The sequence below is a fragment of the Runella sp. MFBS21 genome (assembly GCF_029433105.1).
Taxonomy (GTDB): Bacteria; Bacteroidota; Bacteroidia; order Cytophagales; family Spirosomataceae; genus Runella.
Map to the genome: position 1 here is coordinate 256,881 of NZ_JARNTW010000005.1, position 15,317 is coordinate 272,197.

A 15,317-nucleotide genomic window follows, 5' to 3' on the forward strand; every position below is an offset into this window, starting at 1 on the left:
AGTGATGAATGATATGGACAAACGAGCGCATTCAGCCCCTGATGGCTGAATTTTTCTGCTTTGTAAAGGAACTTTGTACGATTCCTAATAACGGGTTGGCACTTGGCGCAGGGGGGGATTTCGGAGCACAAAACTGTCAATATACAATCCCTAAAGCTTTCGGGATTGAAGACAGGTAGAATGTTTAATTGACCAAGTCATCAGCCATTGCCATCAAACGCATATTATCGGTTCGATACTCTTTTCGTTCGTTGTTTTGTCTGTCGGTTGGACAGACACATTCTTTGCCAAGCTTGGGTTGTGTACTTTTATAGGTGATGTCATTGTACTTATTCATCTTGTATATTCTTTAATCCTGAAAATTCTGATTCTGACCCTAGTATTTTTTCGAGTTCTGCTTGCAATTGTTTTTTATCGGGCAGGTAGAGCTGATACTTACTTACAAAAAGCTGATTGGTAATGTTTTCGGTAGCGTACTCAACCAGGATATGGTCTTTGTAAGCACCTAACACTATTCCGATGGGCGGATTATCGTCTTGTTCATTTTCTTCTTTGGCAAAATAGTTCAGATACAGGTTCATTTGCCCAATATCATTGTGCTCAATTTCTCCCCGTTTTAAATCAATAAGTACAAAGCATTTTAAAATGCGGTGATAGAAAACCAAATCCACAAAAAAATGGCGATTCGAAAGCGTAATTTTGTATTGTCTGCCGATAAAGGCGAAGCCTTTACCAAGTTCTAAAAGAAAATGTTCTAAATTTTGGATCAATCTGGTTTCTAACTCGCCTTCGAGGTACTGATATTGTTGGGGTATTCCCAAAAATTCAAAGATATAGGGGTCCTTAATAATATCAGTTGCCACTTGGGTTTCGGTTCCCTTTTGAGATAGTGTCAGCACTCCTTCTTTGTCTTTACTGAGTGCCAAACGGTGAAACAACATACTTTTCATTTGTCGTTTTAATTCCCTTACACTCCAATTTTCTTTTTCGCATTGCTTTATATAAAAGCTAATTGCCAAAGAATCGTCATTTTTAAGAATCTCAAAGTAGTGACTCCAACTCAATTGGTGAGACAGTGTTTCACTAATTGGAAAAGACAAATAAAGTTTTCTGATATAAACGAGATTTGATCTACTGAATCCTCTCCCGTATTTAGAAGTCAGGTCTTTGGAAAGTCTATCCAATACTTCACTGCCGTAATCGGATTTTTGCTTTCCTCTTTGCTCGTACTCAACAATATATTTTCCTATTTGCCAATAAGTTTGCACCAACAGGGTATTTATTGCTTTTGCGGCATGCAATCTGGCATTAGCAAGTAAATTGCCAATTTGGTCAACTAAATCATCGTATGGCTTTACATCACTCATCTTCGCCTAATTTTAAGTAATGGATAAATTGCCTTCATCGTTAAAAAGCGTGAAGTGGGGTGTTTTTTCCACCAAAAATTTAAACATAGAGTCGTTTACAGTACTCCATTCAGAAAATACAATCGGTTGGTTTGGGGCGAGATTGGTAAAGTCCAAGGTATCCCCCCAAAGTGTATTTCGGCTCAATAAAAAACGAACAGAACGGATACACTCATTTTCTACTTGCTCGAAAATCTTAGAATACCAAGCAAACGGTCTCGACATTCTTGTGCGTTGTCTTCTAAAATGTCTATTCCGTAAATACTGGAAACCGCAATACTAGAATAACGTTCCTATTTCACTTGACTTTTGCTATATTGAGCATCTACTACGGCTAATTTTCTTTTTAGTACTTCCGCTAAAAAGTTTCCATTACCACAAGCAGGTTCTAAGAAACGTGAATCAATCCTTTCTAAGATTTGAGAAGTCTTTTTCTCATGGTTTTTGGCTACTTACTCTCCAAACGGCCTACTGCTGACCCCACCTCAATTTTGTTCAACTACTTATAGCTGCCACTGCTGTATGGTTTCGCTCCATTTGCGGGCCCAATGGTGAGTAAGATAACCACTGATGGGAAGAGAGAGCGCATATAATAGCGTGCTTTGTGCGTCTGTAAAAATACCAACGATTGAAATTTGTATCAGATAAAAAATCGGAAAAGTTACTAAAGCGAATAGCACAATCCGGAAAGCACTCGAAAACTGAGGATCTTTTAATTTGCGCGTCATCAAAAAAGGAAAAGCGTAGGGGAGGCCATTGTTGACTACTCCATATAAGGCTAAAGGGCTGCTAATCAATAAAAAAAGCATTTTTAAAACCAACATAAATATAGCAGGTTTACCTTTGCCTACCGTAAACGGACTAATGCTTTTAGGCTCCATCAGAAGTCGTTGCTGATGAGCGGCTTGTATTTGACCCATGTACTTTTCGGGCGTATTTTTTCGCAATTCATCAAGCTCTTTTCGCGTAGAAAGCACCGTGTTCATCAAATCCCCTCCTTTGCCCGAAGCTACGTCTATAAGCCACTTGTAATCGTCATGATGTGGCAAATCGTCGATGTGTAGCATCAAGGCTTGTATTGAATCATACATGCGTCGGGTTACTTGCGTAAGCGTGCGAGGTGGGTTTTCTTGGTAGGCATTTTGGTATTCACTAAGTTTGAATGGTTCTCCAAAATTGAGTACAAGGCGTTCTCCCATTTTTTGGCAGTGGGTATAGTAAAGCCCACAAGGGAGTATTTGGAGGTTGAGCCGCCAATCGTGTTCCGTTTCGGCCTGAAATGCAATGCGCGCCAGCCCTTTTTTGAAAGAGCGTAAATGGTATTGTACCCCATGATTCCCTTCGGGAAAAGCCGCCAAGGTACCACCTGTACTCAAAATTTTGACGCAGGTATTGAAAATGTCGTCATTTTGCTTCATTTCATCCATGCCATCGCGAAGGCGATAAACAGGTAGCATTTTGAGCGACATGAGGAGTTTGCGTACAAAATCTTTTTTGAAAATATCGGCGCGGGTCAAAAAGTAGGGCTGCCTTTCACCTACGTTGAGTACCACCGCCAAGGCATCCATGAGGGTATTTTGATGATTAGTAACAATCAACAACGGGATATCGGTCGAAAGATTTTTTGGGAAATTCTTGATTTCAACTTTGCGATAAAAAATACGATTGTGCCAAAAACGGACATAAGCTCTAAGAAGGCTGTAAAAAAAACTACGGTGTGACATTGATGATGATTTTTTCAGATTCAGGGTTGGGGATTAAGTGAAGAGGTTTGACCACTACGTTGCCAATAAAAAGCTAAGGCCGTGCCTGACAAAATATGCCAAATACTCCACCATCCTGCAATGATAGCCATACCACCCAAAGGTAAATCAGACGGAAAGACGGTAGGATTGAAGAGCAAAGCAAGGCCAAGACCAGAGTTGTGAATACCTGTTTCGATACTTAGGGTGCGGCGGTTTTGGACAGATAATCCGAAGACACTTCCCATGCCATAGCCAATCGCCAACGCCAAGGCATTTTGGATGAGTACCACTATAAATACATAGCCGATGTGATTGATGAAAATATCGAAATTTTGGGTGAAAGCAATTACTACTAAAGCTGTAAAAAACACCAAAGAAAGTATTCTGAAAGGCTTGAGCAACAAGTGAGCGACGCGTGGAAGATAAATAGAACACAGCATTCCTAGCAGCATCGGAATCCCTAGGATAGTCATCACTGATTTCAGTAATTCTACCCAATCCAGCGTAAGAGGCCGAACCAACGAGCTACTTTGTGCGTATAGATTGCCCCAAAATGTAAAATTGAAAGGCGTCATCACTACGGCGATAATAGTACTGATTGCCGTCAAGCTCACAGCCAAGGCTACATTGCCACGAGCTAGAGAGGTGATAAAATTAGAAATATTGCCTCCAGGACAAGCAGCTACCAAAATCATCCCTAAAGCGACACCCACAGTGATATGGTCGCCTAGTGCCATGACCAACAGAAAGGTAGCGGCGGGCATTACCACAGCTTGGCTCAATACACCCGCCAATAGCTGACGAGGATTTTGAATAAGGCTTTGAAAGTGAGAAGGTTTGATGTCGAGTGCTACACCAAACATCATCAAAGCTAAAGCAATGTTGACGGTAGCGGAGCTTTCGGCGGAGAAGTTGAGCCGAATATAATCCAGAGCGGATAAAGATTCTTTCATATAGGTATCATTGGGGGAATCAAAAGTCAATCTTGGGTAAAGAAAGTTGGTATTTGACCGCAATCAAACGGACAATAATAATCAATAAAATGCATCCGATGGCATTCCAATCAGTATGAATTCCGTAATAATCCAGCAAAACATATACTACAGCCCCCGCCATACACGCAGTAGCATAAATTTCTTTTTGAAAAATAAGAGGCAACTCATTGATGAGTGTATCACGAATGACTCCCCCAAATACGGCCGAAATCATCCCTAAAATAATAGCCGCGAAAGGATTGACACCATATTGAAGGGATTTTTGAACCCCAAGAATGGTATACACGCCAATGCCGATTGTGTCAAGGAAAAAAATTACTTTATGAAGTTTGAGAATTGCCTTCTTGAAAATCACAGTCAACAGCACGCCCAACGTAATAAAAACGAGATAGTCGATGTGTTTGACCCACGCCAAAGGGTATACTCCTAAAGTGACGTCGCGCAGGGTGCCACCGCCAATCGCCGAAATAAAACCCGTGAAGAAAACTCCGAAGATGTCTTGGTACATTTTTTTGCCGGCAGCCGCCAAAGCTCCCGAGATGGCAAATACCAAAACGCCAATCATATCAATATAATAAGGCAGTGACATAGACAGTAATCAAACAAAGCACAAAGTAAAAAGAAACACAAATGGGAAACCAATTTTTGCATCTCAACAATTTTTTTTGACGCTTCATGCAACCTTGTAGTTCCTTCTTGCATCTTATGTATGAAATTAGCAGCCACAATGAAAACAGTACCCGACTTTCCAAGTTTAGTTTGCGAGTTATGAAAAACTTGGAAAGTCAATATTTTGAATACGAACAGCCATTTTGAAAACAATACCCGACTTTCCAAGTTTAGTTTGCGAATTATGAGAAACTTGGAAAGTCAATATTTTGAATACGAACAGCCATTTTGAAAACAGTACCCGACTTTCCAAGTTTAGCTTGCGAGTTATGAGAAACTTGGAAAGTCACTTTTGAAGACCTAGTCAGACTTTCCAAGTAAAAGTCAATATTTTAGAATAACAGCCATTTTAAACGAATAAAAGGCAGTTTGTGACCGAATCTTTCATTTTATCGTTCTCTTACAAACTGCCTTCTCTCCCAAAACCGTTTGTCAAGATAATTTTACCGCTTATGTAAAAAAAGGTAGCTTGTATAACAAAGTACCATACCTTTGAAGCAGTAATTAAACAACAGCCATAAAACAACAGCCATGAAAACTTCTATAAGTTTTGCTGCAGCAGCATTGCTGCTCTGTTCGTCCGTTTTTGCTCAAAGTCCTATTCGGGGAAAAGTTTCGGGAGAGGCGCAAGAACCTAACGGAAAGCCACTTTCCTTTGCGACAATCCTTTTGCTAAAAGTCGCTGATTCGACCTTGGTGAAAGGTGCCATCACAAGCGAAAGTGGAAATTATGAAATCGAAAATGTAAGTGGGGGCCGCTACTTGATAGCCGCTTCGATGATGGGATTTCAGAAAACTTATTCTTCTCCCTTTGAAATCACTGCCCAAGCTACCGATATAAAAATGCCCGTGCTTAAGGTGTTGGAAAATGCCCAAACATTACAGGAAGTAAAGGTTGTAACCAAGAAACCTTTTGTGGAGCAGCAAATCGACCGCATGGTAGTTAATGTCGAAAACAGCATTGTGTCGGCAGGTGGAACAGCCCTCGAAATTTTGGAAAAAGCGCCGGGCGTCACTATCGACCGTCAAAATGACCGCCTTCAACTTAAGGGACGCCAAGGTGTGATGGTGATGATTGACGGTAAATTGCAACAGATCTCAATGCAAGATTTGATGAATATGCTCCAATCAATGCCAAGTGATAATGTCGAAAAAATTGAACTTATCACCAACCCTCCTGCCAAATACGATGCCGCTGGTAATACAGGGATAATCAATATAGTGTTGAAGAAAAACAAAAACTTTGGGACTAATGGAAATTATACCCTTGGGGCAGGCTATGGACGATACGAAAAACTCAATGCTTCGATAGGTCTAAATCACCGCAACGCTAAAGTCAATTCGTTTGGAAATGTAAGTGTTTTTCATGGACGTTTCCAAAATACCCAAAGCATCGACCGTACGATTGCCTACAAAGATCAAATCACCTATTTGGATCAAAATAGCCCTCGCGTTGGCAATCCCCAAAACTTGAGCTTTAGAGCAGGTATGGACTTCTTTGTAAGCAAAAAAACAACATTAGGTGTATTGGCTAGTGGCTTCTTGAATCAGTTTCGGATGAATGGAATCTCAAGTACTGACTTTTATGACAAAACCAATACGCTCACTAGTCGCTTTGAAACCGATACCTATAACCATAATCGCTTGGACAATTATACTGGTAATTTCAACTTAAAGCATGATTTTGGCAAAGGACGTGAATTGACCGCCGACTTAGATTATTCTTTCTTCAACGGAAACTCTGGTAACGACCTCAATACTACTTATTTTACACCTGCTGGAGCAGTGACAAGTAAAGACATTGTCCGTAATATCATGCCTTCGACTATTGGCATCGCAGCGGCCAAAGTAGACTATATTCAACCTTTGAAAAACGGGAAGTTTGAAGCGGGAGCCAAAAGTAGTTTGGTCGATTCTGACAATGATATGAGATTTGAAAACCAAGTAGATAATCAGTGGATATTAGATCCTACGCGCTCAAATCGTTTCAAATACAAAGAAAATATCAACGCTGCCTACGCTAACTATAGCACCAAACTCAACAAAAAGACGCAGCTACAAGTGGGACTAAGGGCCGAACATACACACTCTGAAGGTAACTCCGTAACATTGAATAATATCGTGACGCGCGACTATGTCAATTTGTTTCCAAGTGTGTTTGTATCACGAACTTTAGATACCAACAACGTCTTGAATATTTCGTATAGTCGTCGTATCGACCGCCCCAATTACCGCAACTTGAATCCGTTTCAGTTCTTTTTAGACCCGCTTACTTTTGAGCAAGGCAATCCTAATTTGCGTCCACAGTTTACGAATTCCTTCCAGATTACGCACGTTTTCAAAGGTGCATTCTCGACTACTTTGGGATATAGCCGTATCAACGATGTGATTGCTAACCAAATACCCAAACAAATCCCAGAAGAAAACAAAACGTATGTGACTACCGAAAACCTTGAACATCAGGATAGTTATAACCTAACGTTGAGTTTGCCCATCCCGATAAATAAATGGTGGACAATGCAAAACAACATCAGCGCGTTCTATAATCGATATCGTTCTTTCTATTATGGTGCCGATTTGGACTTGGGGCAGTTTGGAGCTAGTGTGTTTGTGATGAACAATTTCACCTTACCCAAAGGCTATACAGCAGAGGTAAGTGGATTCTGGAATTCTCCTACCCAATACAACCTTTTGTTTGCAAAAGCACAAGGGCAGATAAGTGCGGGAGTTGCCAAATCCCTTTGGAATCGTAAGGCGTCGCTGAGAGTCAATATCAATGATATATTTTTCTTGAATCGATTTGCAGGAACAGTGAAGTACCAAGATTTGGATTTCAAAATCAATTCACGTTGGGAAAGCCGTCAAGTGAGAGTGTCGTTTACTTATCGTTTCGGGAATCAAAATGTGAAGGCAGCGCGTCAACGTAGCACCAGTACAGAAGACTTACGGAATCGTGCCAATTCGGGTCAGCAATAGTCATCTTATATTGCTTAGAAATGTTTGTCTATAAATTTAATGGTTGCAATGATGTAACTTTTTGACAAACTCAGAGTATCAACAATATCAAAGGAGAATCAAAAGCATTGAAAAATTTAGTTTAGGTTAAGAAAACGTCGGAAAGCCGTACTTCAATTGAGGTACGGCTTTTTTTTGCTAACGACGCGACGAAAACAAATGTAAAAACTCTTCTCTTTTTGTACGGGCGAGTTTGGCCTGAAGTTGGTTGCTCATAATGATTACATTCCAGTCTCCGCTTTTGTATTCTTTGATGTGTTTTAGGTTGATAATAAATTGTTTATGGGACCTGAAAAAACCTTTTTCGGAAAGTATTTCGTCAAAATAAGCCAATGTTTTAGAGGCTACTACGAGCTTATTGTCTTTTAGATAAAATCGCGAATAGTTGCTGTCGGCTTCTATCAAAATAATGTCATCAAAGTCTAAAAACTGTACACCGTTTAAAGTAGAAATAGTTACTTTTTCAAACTTTCCTCTTTGATAATTATGATAAAGACTTTGGAGTTGTTCGCTACGGTTGGTGTTGATGGTTTGAAGGCGTGTAATCGCCGCCACTAATTCATGTTCATCAATAGGTTTTAGTAAATAATCAAAGGCGCTGAATTTGAATGCTTTAATGGCAAACTTGTCGTAAGCGGTAGTAAAAATGATCGCAAAGTTGAGGTGCTCTGCCTGAATAGATTCGAGCATTTGAAACCCATTCATTTGGGGCATTTCAATGTCTAGAAAAACCAAATCAGGACGGTGTTTTTCAATACTTTTCCTGCCTTCTACACCATCTTTACATTCGTCAATGATTTTGATTTGTGGACAATATTTGTCGATTATCCGAACTAAGACATTGCGGCAGTGAGGTTCGTCGTCGATAATAATAGCGTTCATATGGGTATTTCGATAATAACGCGTGTTCCGGTGGGATTGGTCAAATCTTGGGTCGCGATAGTGGCGTCGAGGTTATAGAGTTGTTTGAAAATATCAAGTCTTTGGGAAGTGATTTTCATACCAAAGGATTTATGATTGGTAGAAGTTTTGCTTTTGAGTTCGGCGGCTTTGAGTCTACCGATACCGTCATCTTCGACCACGATTTGGATGCTTTTGTCTTTGGGTTGGGAGATGAAGATTTTGACCCACCCATGTTCTTCTTTTTGCATGATTCCATGCCAAATGGCATTTTCGACAAAAGGCTGAATGAGCAGAGGTGGAATTTCAATGAAATCGTCTTCGATGAGTGGGTCGATTTGAATGATAAAGTCAAACTTATCGCTAAACCTGAGTTTTTCCATTTCGAGGTACAGGTGCAGGGTTTCGATTTCGTTTTTGAGGGTAATTTTTTCTGATTTTGAGTTTTCGAGTACCAGCCTAATGAGTTTAGAGAATTTGGTGAGATAGACCGAGACATGCTCGGTATCGTTGTTGAGGGCGTAGCTTTTGATAGAATTGAGGCAATTGAAGATAAAATGTGGATTCATCTGCGAGCGTAGCGCCATCATTTCGGTTTCGGAAAGACGCTGTTGAAAAACTCCCTCCTTTTCAATAAATAGTGCTTTTTGACGGGATTGATGAAATAAAAACCAGCCTACCAAAAATGCAAAAAGAAAAAGCATAACAAAAGACCCCGTCAGAATGTTTTGTTTTTGGTTTTGTAGATAAAGGCTTTGCCGAAGTTCATTGATTTTTAGATTTCGAATAATAAGTTCTTGGCGAGACTGTGCTTCGGCTGCTTGGGTCTTTAAACGTTGTCTTTCGGCTTTGCGTAGTAGTTCGGCAGTTCTGGCTTTTTGGTATAGAAACTTGTTTTTAGAGTCGGCTTTGAGTCTATTCATGATGCTTTGCCGTTCTAAATCCATTAATTTTTGTTGTTGAATTTGGAGTTGTTTCCAATTTTCTAGTTCAAACTTTTCTCTTTCAAATTGACTTTGTACGGCAGATACTTGTTTGTCTCTTATTTTACTAATCGTGAGAGCATTAAGCTCAGTGAATTTTTCATGATACTGAAGTGCTTTTTCCCAATTATTTTGTGCTTTGTAGACTTTATAAAGTGCAAAATAGGAGTTCTCATCCACTAGCGGGACATTGTCATTATGTCCAATTACTTTCTGGGCATATTGAAGGGCATTGTCGTATTGGTTCATCAAGACGGAGAGTTTTGCTAAATTACTCCAAACTTCTATCAACTGATTTTTTAAGTTGAGCTTATTCCAAATGTTTTCTGCCTTTTGAAAAAAATATAAAGCATCCTCATATTTTTTTAGGTAGACATAATTATCTGCTAAATCTCCATAAATCCAAGCTTTACTACTTTCTGAGCCATATTGAGATAGTTTTTCGATTGCAATCGTGAGATACGTTTCTGCTTTTGCAAAATCATTCAGCTTTTGATAGTTTTTTGCAATTCCTTGATAAATATTGGCATAGTGGCTTGCGATGCTTACGTCTAAAGTATTTATTTTGATAAGCTCAAGTGCTTCTAAGTACAGCGTTAGAGATTGTTCGTATTGCCGCATTTCGAAGTAGATTTCCCCTAAATTGTTTTTAAACCGAAACGCATTTTCTTGGCTAAATCGTCGATTGTCGAGGTTTTTGATTGCTTCATAATTAAGGCGTATAGCTTCTGGAAAATTGATATTGGCAATGCGTTGATAGTATTCTGCAACGATATATCCTCGCAATAAATAATCTCTATTTTTTAAGAGCTGACTTTCTTGAATGAGTTGGTTGGCGTAGTACAGAGACGTATCACGGCGTCCGTTCCAGATACGATATACGGTACCCAGAAAATAAAGCGTATAAAGTTTTGTAGTGTCTGTTTGGAAAGAACGCGGGATTTGAGATAAATAAACCATCTGTCGCTTGCCTAGTTGGGCAAGGCTATCTAAGTACATTTTATTACCCCGTTTGTCAAAGTTCACTTTGGGGAATGTAGTGATTTGGGCTATAGTTTTGTAAGTGACATTTCCCAAAATTACCACTAAAAATAAAATCACTCGCATGATTCAGGTAGATAAAAAGCATAGACAGCGGATGTGATATTGAAATAAGATATTTAAAAAATATCTTATCGTCCACCACAAATCTACACTTTGAGCGAGTATTACCAAAAATGAGGCTTTCTATGAAGGGAAGTTTAGGAGGTTTATAGACTCATTTTAAGGACAAAAAAGCAGTTTTTGGCCTATTCATAGGACGTACACTCACTCAACCTATCACTACACTCAATGAAGATACCGTTTGCTAAATTTTGTTCTAAATGCCTATTGAAACAAAAAATAATGCAAAAATACCTCGAAAAGAATTGCCTAAAAAGTCAAAAAGAGAAGAAGAAGCGCGTTCATATGGGTATTTCGATAATAACGCGTGTTCCGGTGGGATTGGTCAAATCTTGGGTCGCGATAGTGGCGTCGAGGTTATAGAGTTGTTTGAAAATATCAAGTCTTTGGGAAGTGATTTTCATACCAAAGGATTTATGATTGGTAGAAGTTTTGCTTTTGAGTTCGGCGGCTTTGAGTCTACCGATACCGTCATCTTCGACCACGATTTGGATGCTTTTGTCTTTGGGTTGGGAGATGAAGATTTTGACCCACCCATGTTCTTCTTTTTGCATGATTCCATGCCAAATGGCATTTTCGACAAAAGGCTGAATGAGCAGAGGTGGAATTTCAATGAAATCGTCTTCGATGAGTGGGTCGATTTGAATGATAAAGTCAAACTTATCGCTAAACCTGAGTTTTTCCATTTCGAGGTACAGGTGCAGGGTTTCGATTTCGTTTTTGAGGGTAATTTTTTCTGATTTTGAGTTTTCGAGTACCAGCCTAATGAGTTTAGAGAATTTGGTGAGATAGACCGAGACATGCTCGGTATCGTTGTTGAGGGCGTAGCTTTTGATAGAATTGAGGCAATTGAAGATAAAATGTGGATTCATCTGCGAGCGCAAGGCGGAGATTTCTACCTCCGCGATTTTTTGCTGAAACATATCCGTAATTTGTCGAATGCGTTGTTCTTCCAATTGTTTGTTTTGAAGCTCATTTTCATTGATTCGGAGATTTAGTTCATTCTCAAGTCGAGCCATATAGTTTTTTTGAAGAGCAAGATGTTCCTGTCTTATCAAGCGTGTACGTTCGCTGAGTGCTAAAGAAAAGAAGGCCAATTCCCAGATAGTACCACAGCCAAAAGAGACCAAAGGACTTAGCCAAAAATCATTTACCTCTTTGATTTCTAGTACCTCTCTAATCACCGCTATAGTAGCTGCCAACAATACCCCACAAGTGCCTATCAGAATAAGACGAGTCTGGGGTATGGCAGAAAAACCTGTTTTGAAGACAATGATAGCGATTAGTAAATTGGTGAATACCAACAACATATCTGCGTAGTCGGTGAGGTGTAAGTCGTAGTGCCTAATGGCAAATACCGCAAACACAAAACAAATCAACATAATCACTAAGCTGCCTTTTAGAAAGCGATGAATGGCTTTGCTGTGATGCTCTATTGATAGAAAAGAATTTAAAAAAAGTAAATAGGTAATTTGGACTAAAAACTGAACCGCGATAGCCCAAGGAAGAAATCGTCTATCGTCTTTGAGATTGGTGAGAACCCCTAACTTAAAAGAACGATCGAGTTCGGTAAAAAAGAAAAACGAATTGACTAAAAGATAACTCGCCCAAAAGCCATAAGGGAGATCTTTGCCATAAGCGTACTGGACAAACGCAAAAATTCCCAAGAAAAAACACAATCCAATCACCATCCATATAAAGATATAGCGTTGGGAATAGTTAAAATCAATTTGAGGAAGCAAACGCTTAAAGGTACTCTCGGCGTATAATTCTGGGTGGAAGTCGCTAAAATGCCTAGAAAGTGAAGTACGAATCCAATAAGTGACCGTTTGGTGAGGTAAAACACTAAAAGAAATTTGGTTGTGGTTGTTGAAGAAGGATTTTTGGAGATTACTTTGATGAACTACTCTATATTCTTTTTTGAAGACATCATCGAGGTGTATATCTCCTGCCCACAATACCAAACGAAGCGTGTCTTTGGGATGAGTATTGTTGATATTTAGCCTTACCCAAGTCGTGACAGATTTATGTCTAAGTGCCAAATCAGGGTTATACTTCTCAAATACGATGTTGTGTGGGAAGGCTGCTGGATTAAAATTATTGTAATAAAATCGGCAATAATCAATCACCGATAGATAGCCTTCGGGCAAAGTACCATTTAAGAAAAGGGTGTCTTTGTCGGTAGTTTGTGCCAAGCAAAAGCTCTGACATCCCAAAATAAACCAAATTCCCCAAAGCAACTTTGAAAAGTAAGAGGAAGCAGTACTTGATTCTGAACGAGGCATATCGTGTATTTTAAAGTGCCCAAAAAAGCCACCTACCACAAAGCTACATTTAAGAATGACATCCCCAAAAACATGGCAGGAGGGGAGTTTTAGAAGTTACAAAAAACGGATTTTGGAGGCACTTTTTCCGAACACACACTCAGCCAACTCCCTACTACACTCAATGCCTCTACCGTTTGCTCAGTTTTGAATTGAATCTAAATCAAATGAGTGAAGATTAGCGCTGGAAATCAAAAAAATCGTCTTAGGCGTGATTTTGGTAAAAGCGATGGTTTCTCTTTTCTACTATCAATCCTTAGGGTATAAAATTTTATAATGATGAAAACTTTATCCAAATATTTTAAGGTCGCTCATGTGTTGCTCTTATGGGGGCTAGTTGTCTATGTAGGATGCCGTACCAATAAAAACGACCCTACTGCGAGTTTGCCTATATTGGGAAATGTCAAAATCAATGACATAAAAACCACCTCAGTACAAGCCTCTTGCTCCATTTCCAAAGTGGGCGTAGGCAGTGATGGAAGTTCATCAATCAAAGAATATGGGATTTGCTATGCCACGAAAGAAAAACCAACTATCAGCGATACTAAACTAAAAGCTGGTGAAAAAACCGACATCCCTGTCGACTTTCAGGTGACTATTTCGGGGCTTACAGCCAATACCAAATACTATGTAAGAGCATATGTACTCCACGAAGGAGACCCTGTGTATAGTGAAGAACTCGCCTTCAGTACTACTGCCCAAAAAGCGCCAGAAGTTACTACAGGAACGGGCGAGAATATAACAAGCACTTCTTTGGAAGTTTCGGGGAAAATAGCCAATATAGGTAGCAGTGATGTAGTTCAACATGGTCATGTATTATCTGAAACCAACCAAACTCCTACGACTTCCGATTTTAAAACCGAACTTGGCACGGCCAATGCTCCTAAAGATTATAAGAGTGGTTTTTCGGGACTTAAAGCCAATACTACTTACTACGTACGTGCATATGCGACCAACGCCGCTGGTACAGGCTACGGCTCTGTAGCGACCATAAAAACTGCAAACGTAGTGGCTTCCACCGTGACAACTGGCAATGTAACTAACATCACAACCTCCTCGGCCGATGTGGGTGTAACCCGCAATACGCTCGGAACAACGACCAATGGGCAAGTGGGTATCTGCTGGAGCAGTACGAATCAGACCCCTACCATTGCCGATACCAAACGCGAGAATGGGTCTTCAAACGCACCTGAGTTTTTTAATATAAATCTAACAAATCTTAACCCCAACACTACTTACTATGTGCGCGGCTATGCTACTACGGCTGCCGGAACAGGCTATGGTGAAGTAAAAAGTTTTAAGACAAATGCTGCTGTTCCTACCATAGGCTATACCTCCGCTTCCTTTAGTACGATTGTCAATTTGGAAAGTGATGATGATAGAATAGCCCTTAGGTGTACTCTTACTACCAATGGAGCACAAATTGTGGAATATGGCTTTGTGGTTCATGATTCTAAAACTGCTAACCCAACGCTTGACAATAACGTTTTGAAAGTGGTAAGTACGACCTCAATAAATGGTTATGGCGTAATACTGAGTGGAATTAAAAAAGCAGACATCGCAAAACTGGAAGCTACTAATAATTTCAGAGCTTACATTAAAACCACTGACGGCGTTTACTACGGCAGTAGCCAAACCTTTTCTTATACCTATCCTCCCGAGTTTAGCAGTTTAAAGTTTGATTGCAATGGTACTTCTTTTACCGTAACCAAGTACAGCCGTACTCCTCAAATAACGGAAATAGGGGAAATTGAAATATTGAGTACCAACTATGCACAAGTAACCCCTCAAACCCTACCTCCAAGTACAAGTTACACCACAAAAGGATATTTCAGTATTCCCTCGGGCGATAATAGCTATGCGCTTTATGTGTATAACACTACCGGAAAACTCATCAGTTTGCTTCCTTCTGCTAATGGAAAAGTATATACAACCAATCGTAAAACGGAAGGAGGAAGTTTACAAGCACCTTGTAGTAGCTATCCTTGGAGGTTAGTAATTCCTTATGTTAAAATGGCCAATGGTACGGTCTATTATCCTAATCCCCCTTCTATCAAACCAGTCGAGAAGTGTTTTATTGACTGCACAGTAAAGTAGTTCATTTCTAAAAATCTTA

General features: G+C 39.7%; 11 protein-coding genes. 2 read left to right on the top strand and 9 right to left on the bottom strand.

What is annotated here, in order from left to right; all coding sequences use genetic code 11:
• Nucleotides 1-184: 184 nt before the first annotated feature.
• The 6 genes from P1X15_RS14020 to P1X15_RS14045 all read right to left on the bottom strand — a co-directional run bounded on the left by P1X15_RS14020 (nt 185) and on the right by P1X15_RS14045 (nt 4,735).
• Entirely contained in the window at nt 185-337 is a 153-nt protein-coding gene (locus P1X15_RS14020; RefSeq protein ID WP_277338754.1) for a hypothetical protein, read from the bottom strand.
• Nucleotides 330-1,367: a YhcG family protein gene (locus P1X15_RS14025; protein ID WP_277338755.1), complete on the bottom strand. Its 1,038-nt coding sequence runs from the start codon at nt 1,365-1,367 to the stop codon at nt 330-332. Before P1X15_RS14025 ends, P1X15_RS14020 begins: the two co-directional genes overlap by 8 nt.
• A gap of 12 nt (nt 1,368-1,379) precedes the next feature.
• Nucleotides 1,380-1,631 (bottom strand): hypothetical protein, encoded by a 252-nt coding sequence (locus P1X15_RS14030; protein ID WP_277338756.1) that lies wholly within the window; start codon nt 1,629-1,631, stop codon nt 1,380-1,382.
• Between the two features lie 278 nt (nt 1,632-1,909).
• Nucleotides 1,910-3,130, bottom strand: coding sequence for a 1-acyl-sn-glycerol-3-phosphate acyltransferase (locus tag P1X15_RS14035; protein WP_277338757.1), 1,221 nt, complete (start codon nt 3,128-3,130; stop codon nt 1,910-1,912).
• Between the two features lie 20 nt (nt 3,131-3,150).
• Entirely contained in the window at nt 3,151-4,104 is a 954-nt protein-coding gene (locus P1X15_RS14040; RefSeq protein WP_277338758.1) for a bile acid:sodium symporter family protein, read from the bottom strand.
• A gap of 19 nt (nt 4,105-4,123) precedes the next feature.
• On the bottom strand, nt 4,124-4,735 hold the full coding sequence (locus P1X15_RS14045) for a trimeric intracellular cation channel family protein (protein ID WP_277338759.1): 612 nt from the start codon (nt 4,733-4,735) through the stop codon (nt 4,124-4,126).
• A gap of 611 nt (nt 4,736-5,346) precedes the next feature.
• Here P1X15_RS14045 and P1X15_RS14050 point away from each other — a divergent pair.
• Nucleotides 5,347-7,791 (top strand): outer membrane beta-barrel family protein, encoded by a 2,445-nt coding sequence (locus P1X15_RS14050; protein WP_277338760.1) that lies wholly within the window; start codon nt 5,347-5,349, stop codon nt 7,789-7,791.
• Between the two features lie 177 nt (nt 7,792-7,968).
• Here the strand turns inward: P1X15_RS14050 and P1X15_RS14055 are convergent, their stop codons facing one another.
• The 3 genes from P1X15_RS14055 to P1X15_RS14065 form a co-directional block, all read right to left on the bottom strand.
• The gene (locus tag P1X15_RS14055) at nt 7,969-8,712 is read right to left on the bottom strand and encodes a LytTR family DNA-binding domain-containing protein (RefSeq protein WP_277338761.1); all 744 of its coding nucleotides are present in this window, start codon (nt 8,710-8,712) and stop codon (nt 7,969-7,971) included.
• On the bottom strand, nt 8,709-10,820 hold the full coding sequence (locus P1X15_RS14060; RefSeq protein ID WP_277338762.1) for a histidine kinase: 2,112 nt from the start codon (nt 10,818-10,820) through the stop codon (nt 8,709-8,711). Before P1X15_RS14060 ends, P1X15_RS14055 begins: the two co-directional genes overlap by 4 nt.
• A 338-nt stretch (nt 10,821-11,158) precedes the next feature.
• The gene (locus P1X15_RS14065) at nt 11,159-13,162 is read right to left on the bottom strand and encodes a sensor histidine kinase (RefSeq protein WP_277338763.1); all 2,004 of its coding nucleotides are present in this window, start codon (nt 13,160-13,162) and stop codon (nt 11,159-11,161) included.
• Nucleotides 13,163-13,477: 315 nt separating this feature from the next.
• Here P1X15_RS14065 and P1X15_RS14070 point away from each other — a divergent pair, with 315 nt between their 5' ends.
• A complete protein-coding gene (locus P1X15_RS14070) occupies nt 13,478-15,298 on the top strand; it encodes a hypothetical protein (RefSeq protein ID WP_277338764.1) in 1,821 nt (606 codons plus the stop codon).
• The last annotated feature ends 19 nt before the right edge of the window (nt 15,299-15,317 follow it).

Bases quoted from the DNA above. Each gene is read 5' to 3' on its own strand.
- P1X15_RS14050 (WP_277338760.1), top strand. From the start codon at position 5,347: ATGAAAACTTCTATAAGTTTTGCTGCAGCAGCATTGCTGCTCTGTTCG.
- P1X15_RS14065 (WP_277338763.1), bottom strand. From the start codon at position 13,162: ATGCCTCGTTCAGAATCAAGTACTGCTTCCTCTTACTTTTCAAAGTTG.
- P1X15_RS14035 (WP_277338757.1), bottom strand. From the start codon at position 3,130: ATGTCACACCGTAGTTTTTTTTACAGCCTTCTTAGAGCTTATGTCCGT.
- P1X15_RS14025 (WP_277338755.1), bottom strand. From the start codon at position 1,367: ATGAGTGATGTAAAGCCATACGATGATTTAGTTGACCAAATTGGCAAT.
- P1X15_RS14030 (WP_277338756.1), bottom strand. From the start codon at position 1,631: ATGTCGAGACCGTTTGCTTGGTATTCTAAGATTTTCGAGCAAGTAGAA.
- P1X15_RS14040 (WP_277338758.1), bottom strand. From the start codon at position 4,104: ATGAAAGAATCTTTATCCGCTCTGGATTATATTCGGCTCAACTTCTCC.
- P1X15_RS14070 (WP_277338764.1), top strand. From the start codon at position 13,478: ATGATGAAAACTTTATCCAAATATTTTAAGGTCGCTCATGTGTTGCTC.
- P1X15_RS14055 (WP_277338761.1), bottom strand. From the start codon at position 8,712: ATGAACGCTATTATTATCGACGACGAACCTCACTGCCGCAATGTCTTA.
- P1X15_RS14045 (WP_277338759.1), bottom strand. From the start codon at position 4,735: ATGTCACTGCCTTATTATATTGATATGATTGGCGTTTTGGTATTTGCC.
- P1X15_RS14060 (WP_277338762.1), bottom strand. From the start codon at position 10,820: ATGCGAGTGATTTTATTTTTAGTGGTAATTTTGGGAAATGTCACTTAC.
- P1X15_RS14020 (WP_277338754.1), bottom strand. From the start codon at position 337: ATGAATAAGTACAATGACATCACCTATAAAAGTACACAACCCAAGCTT.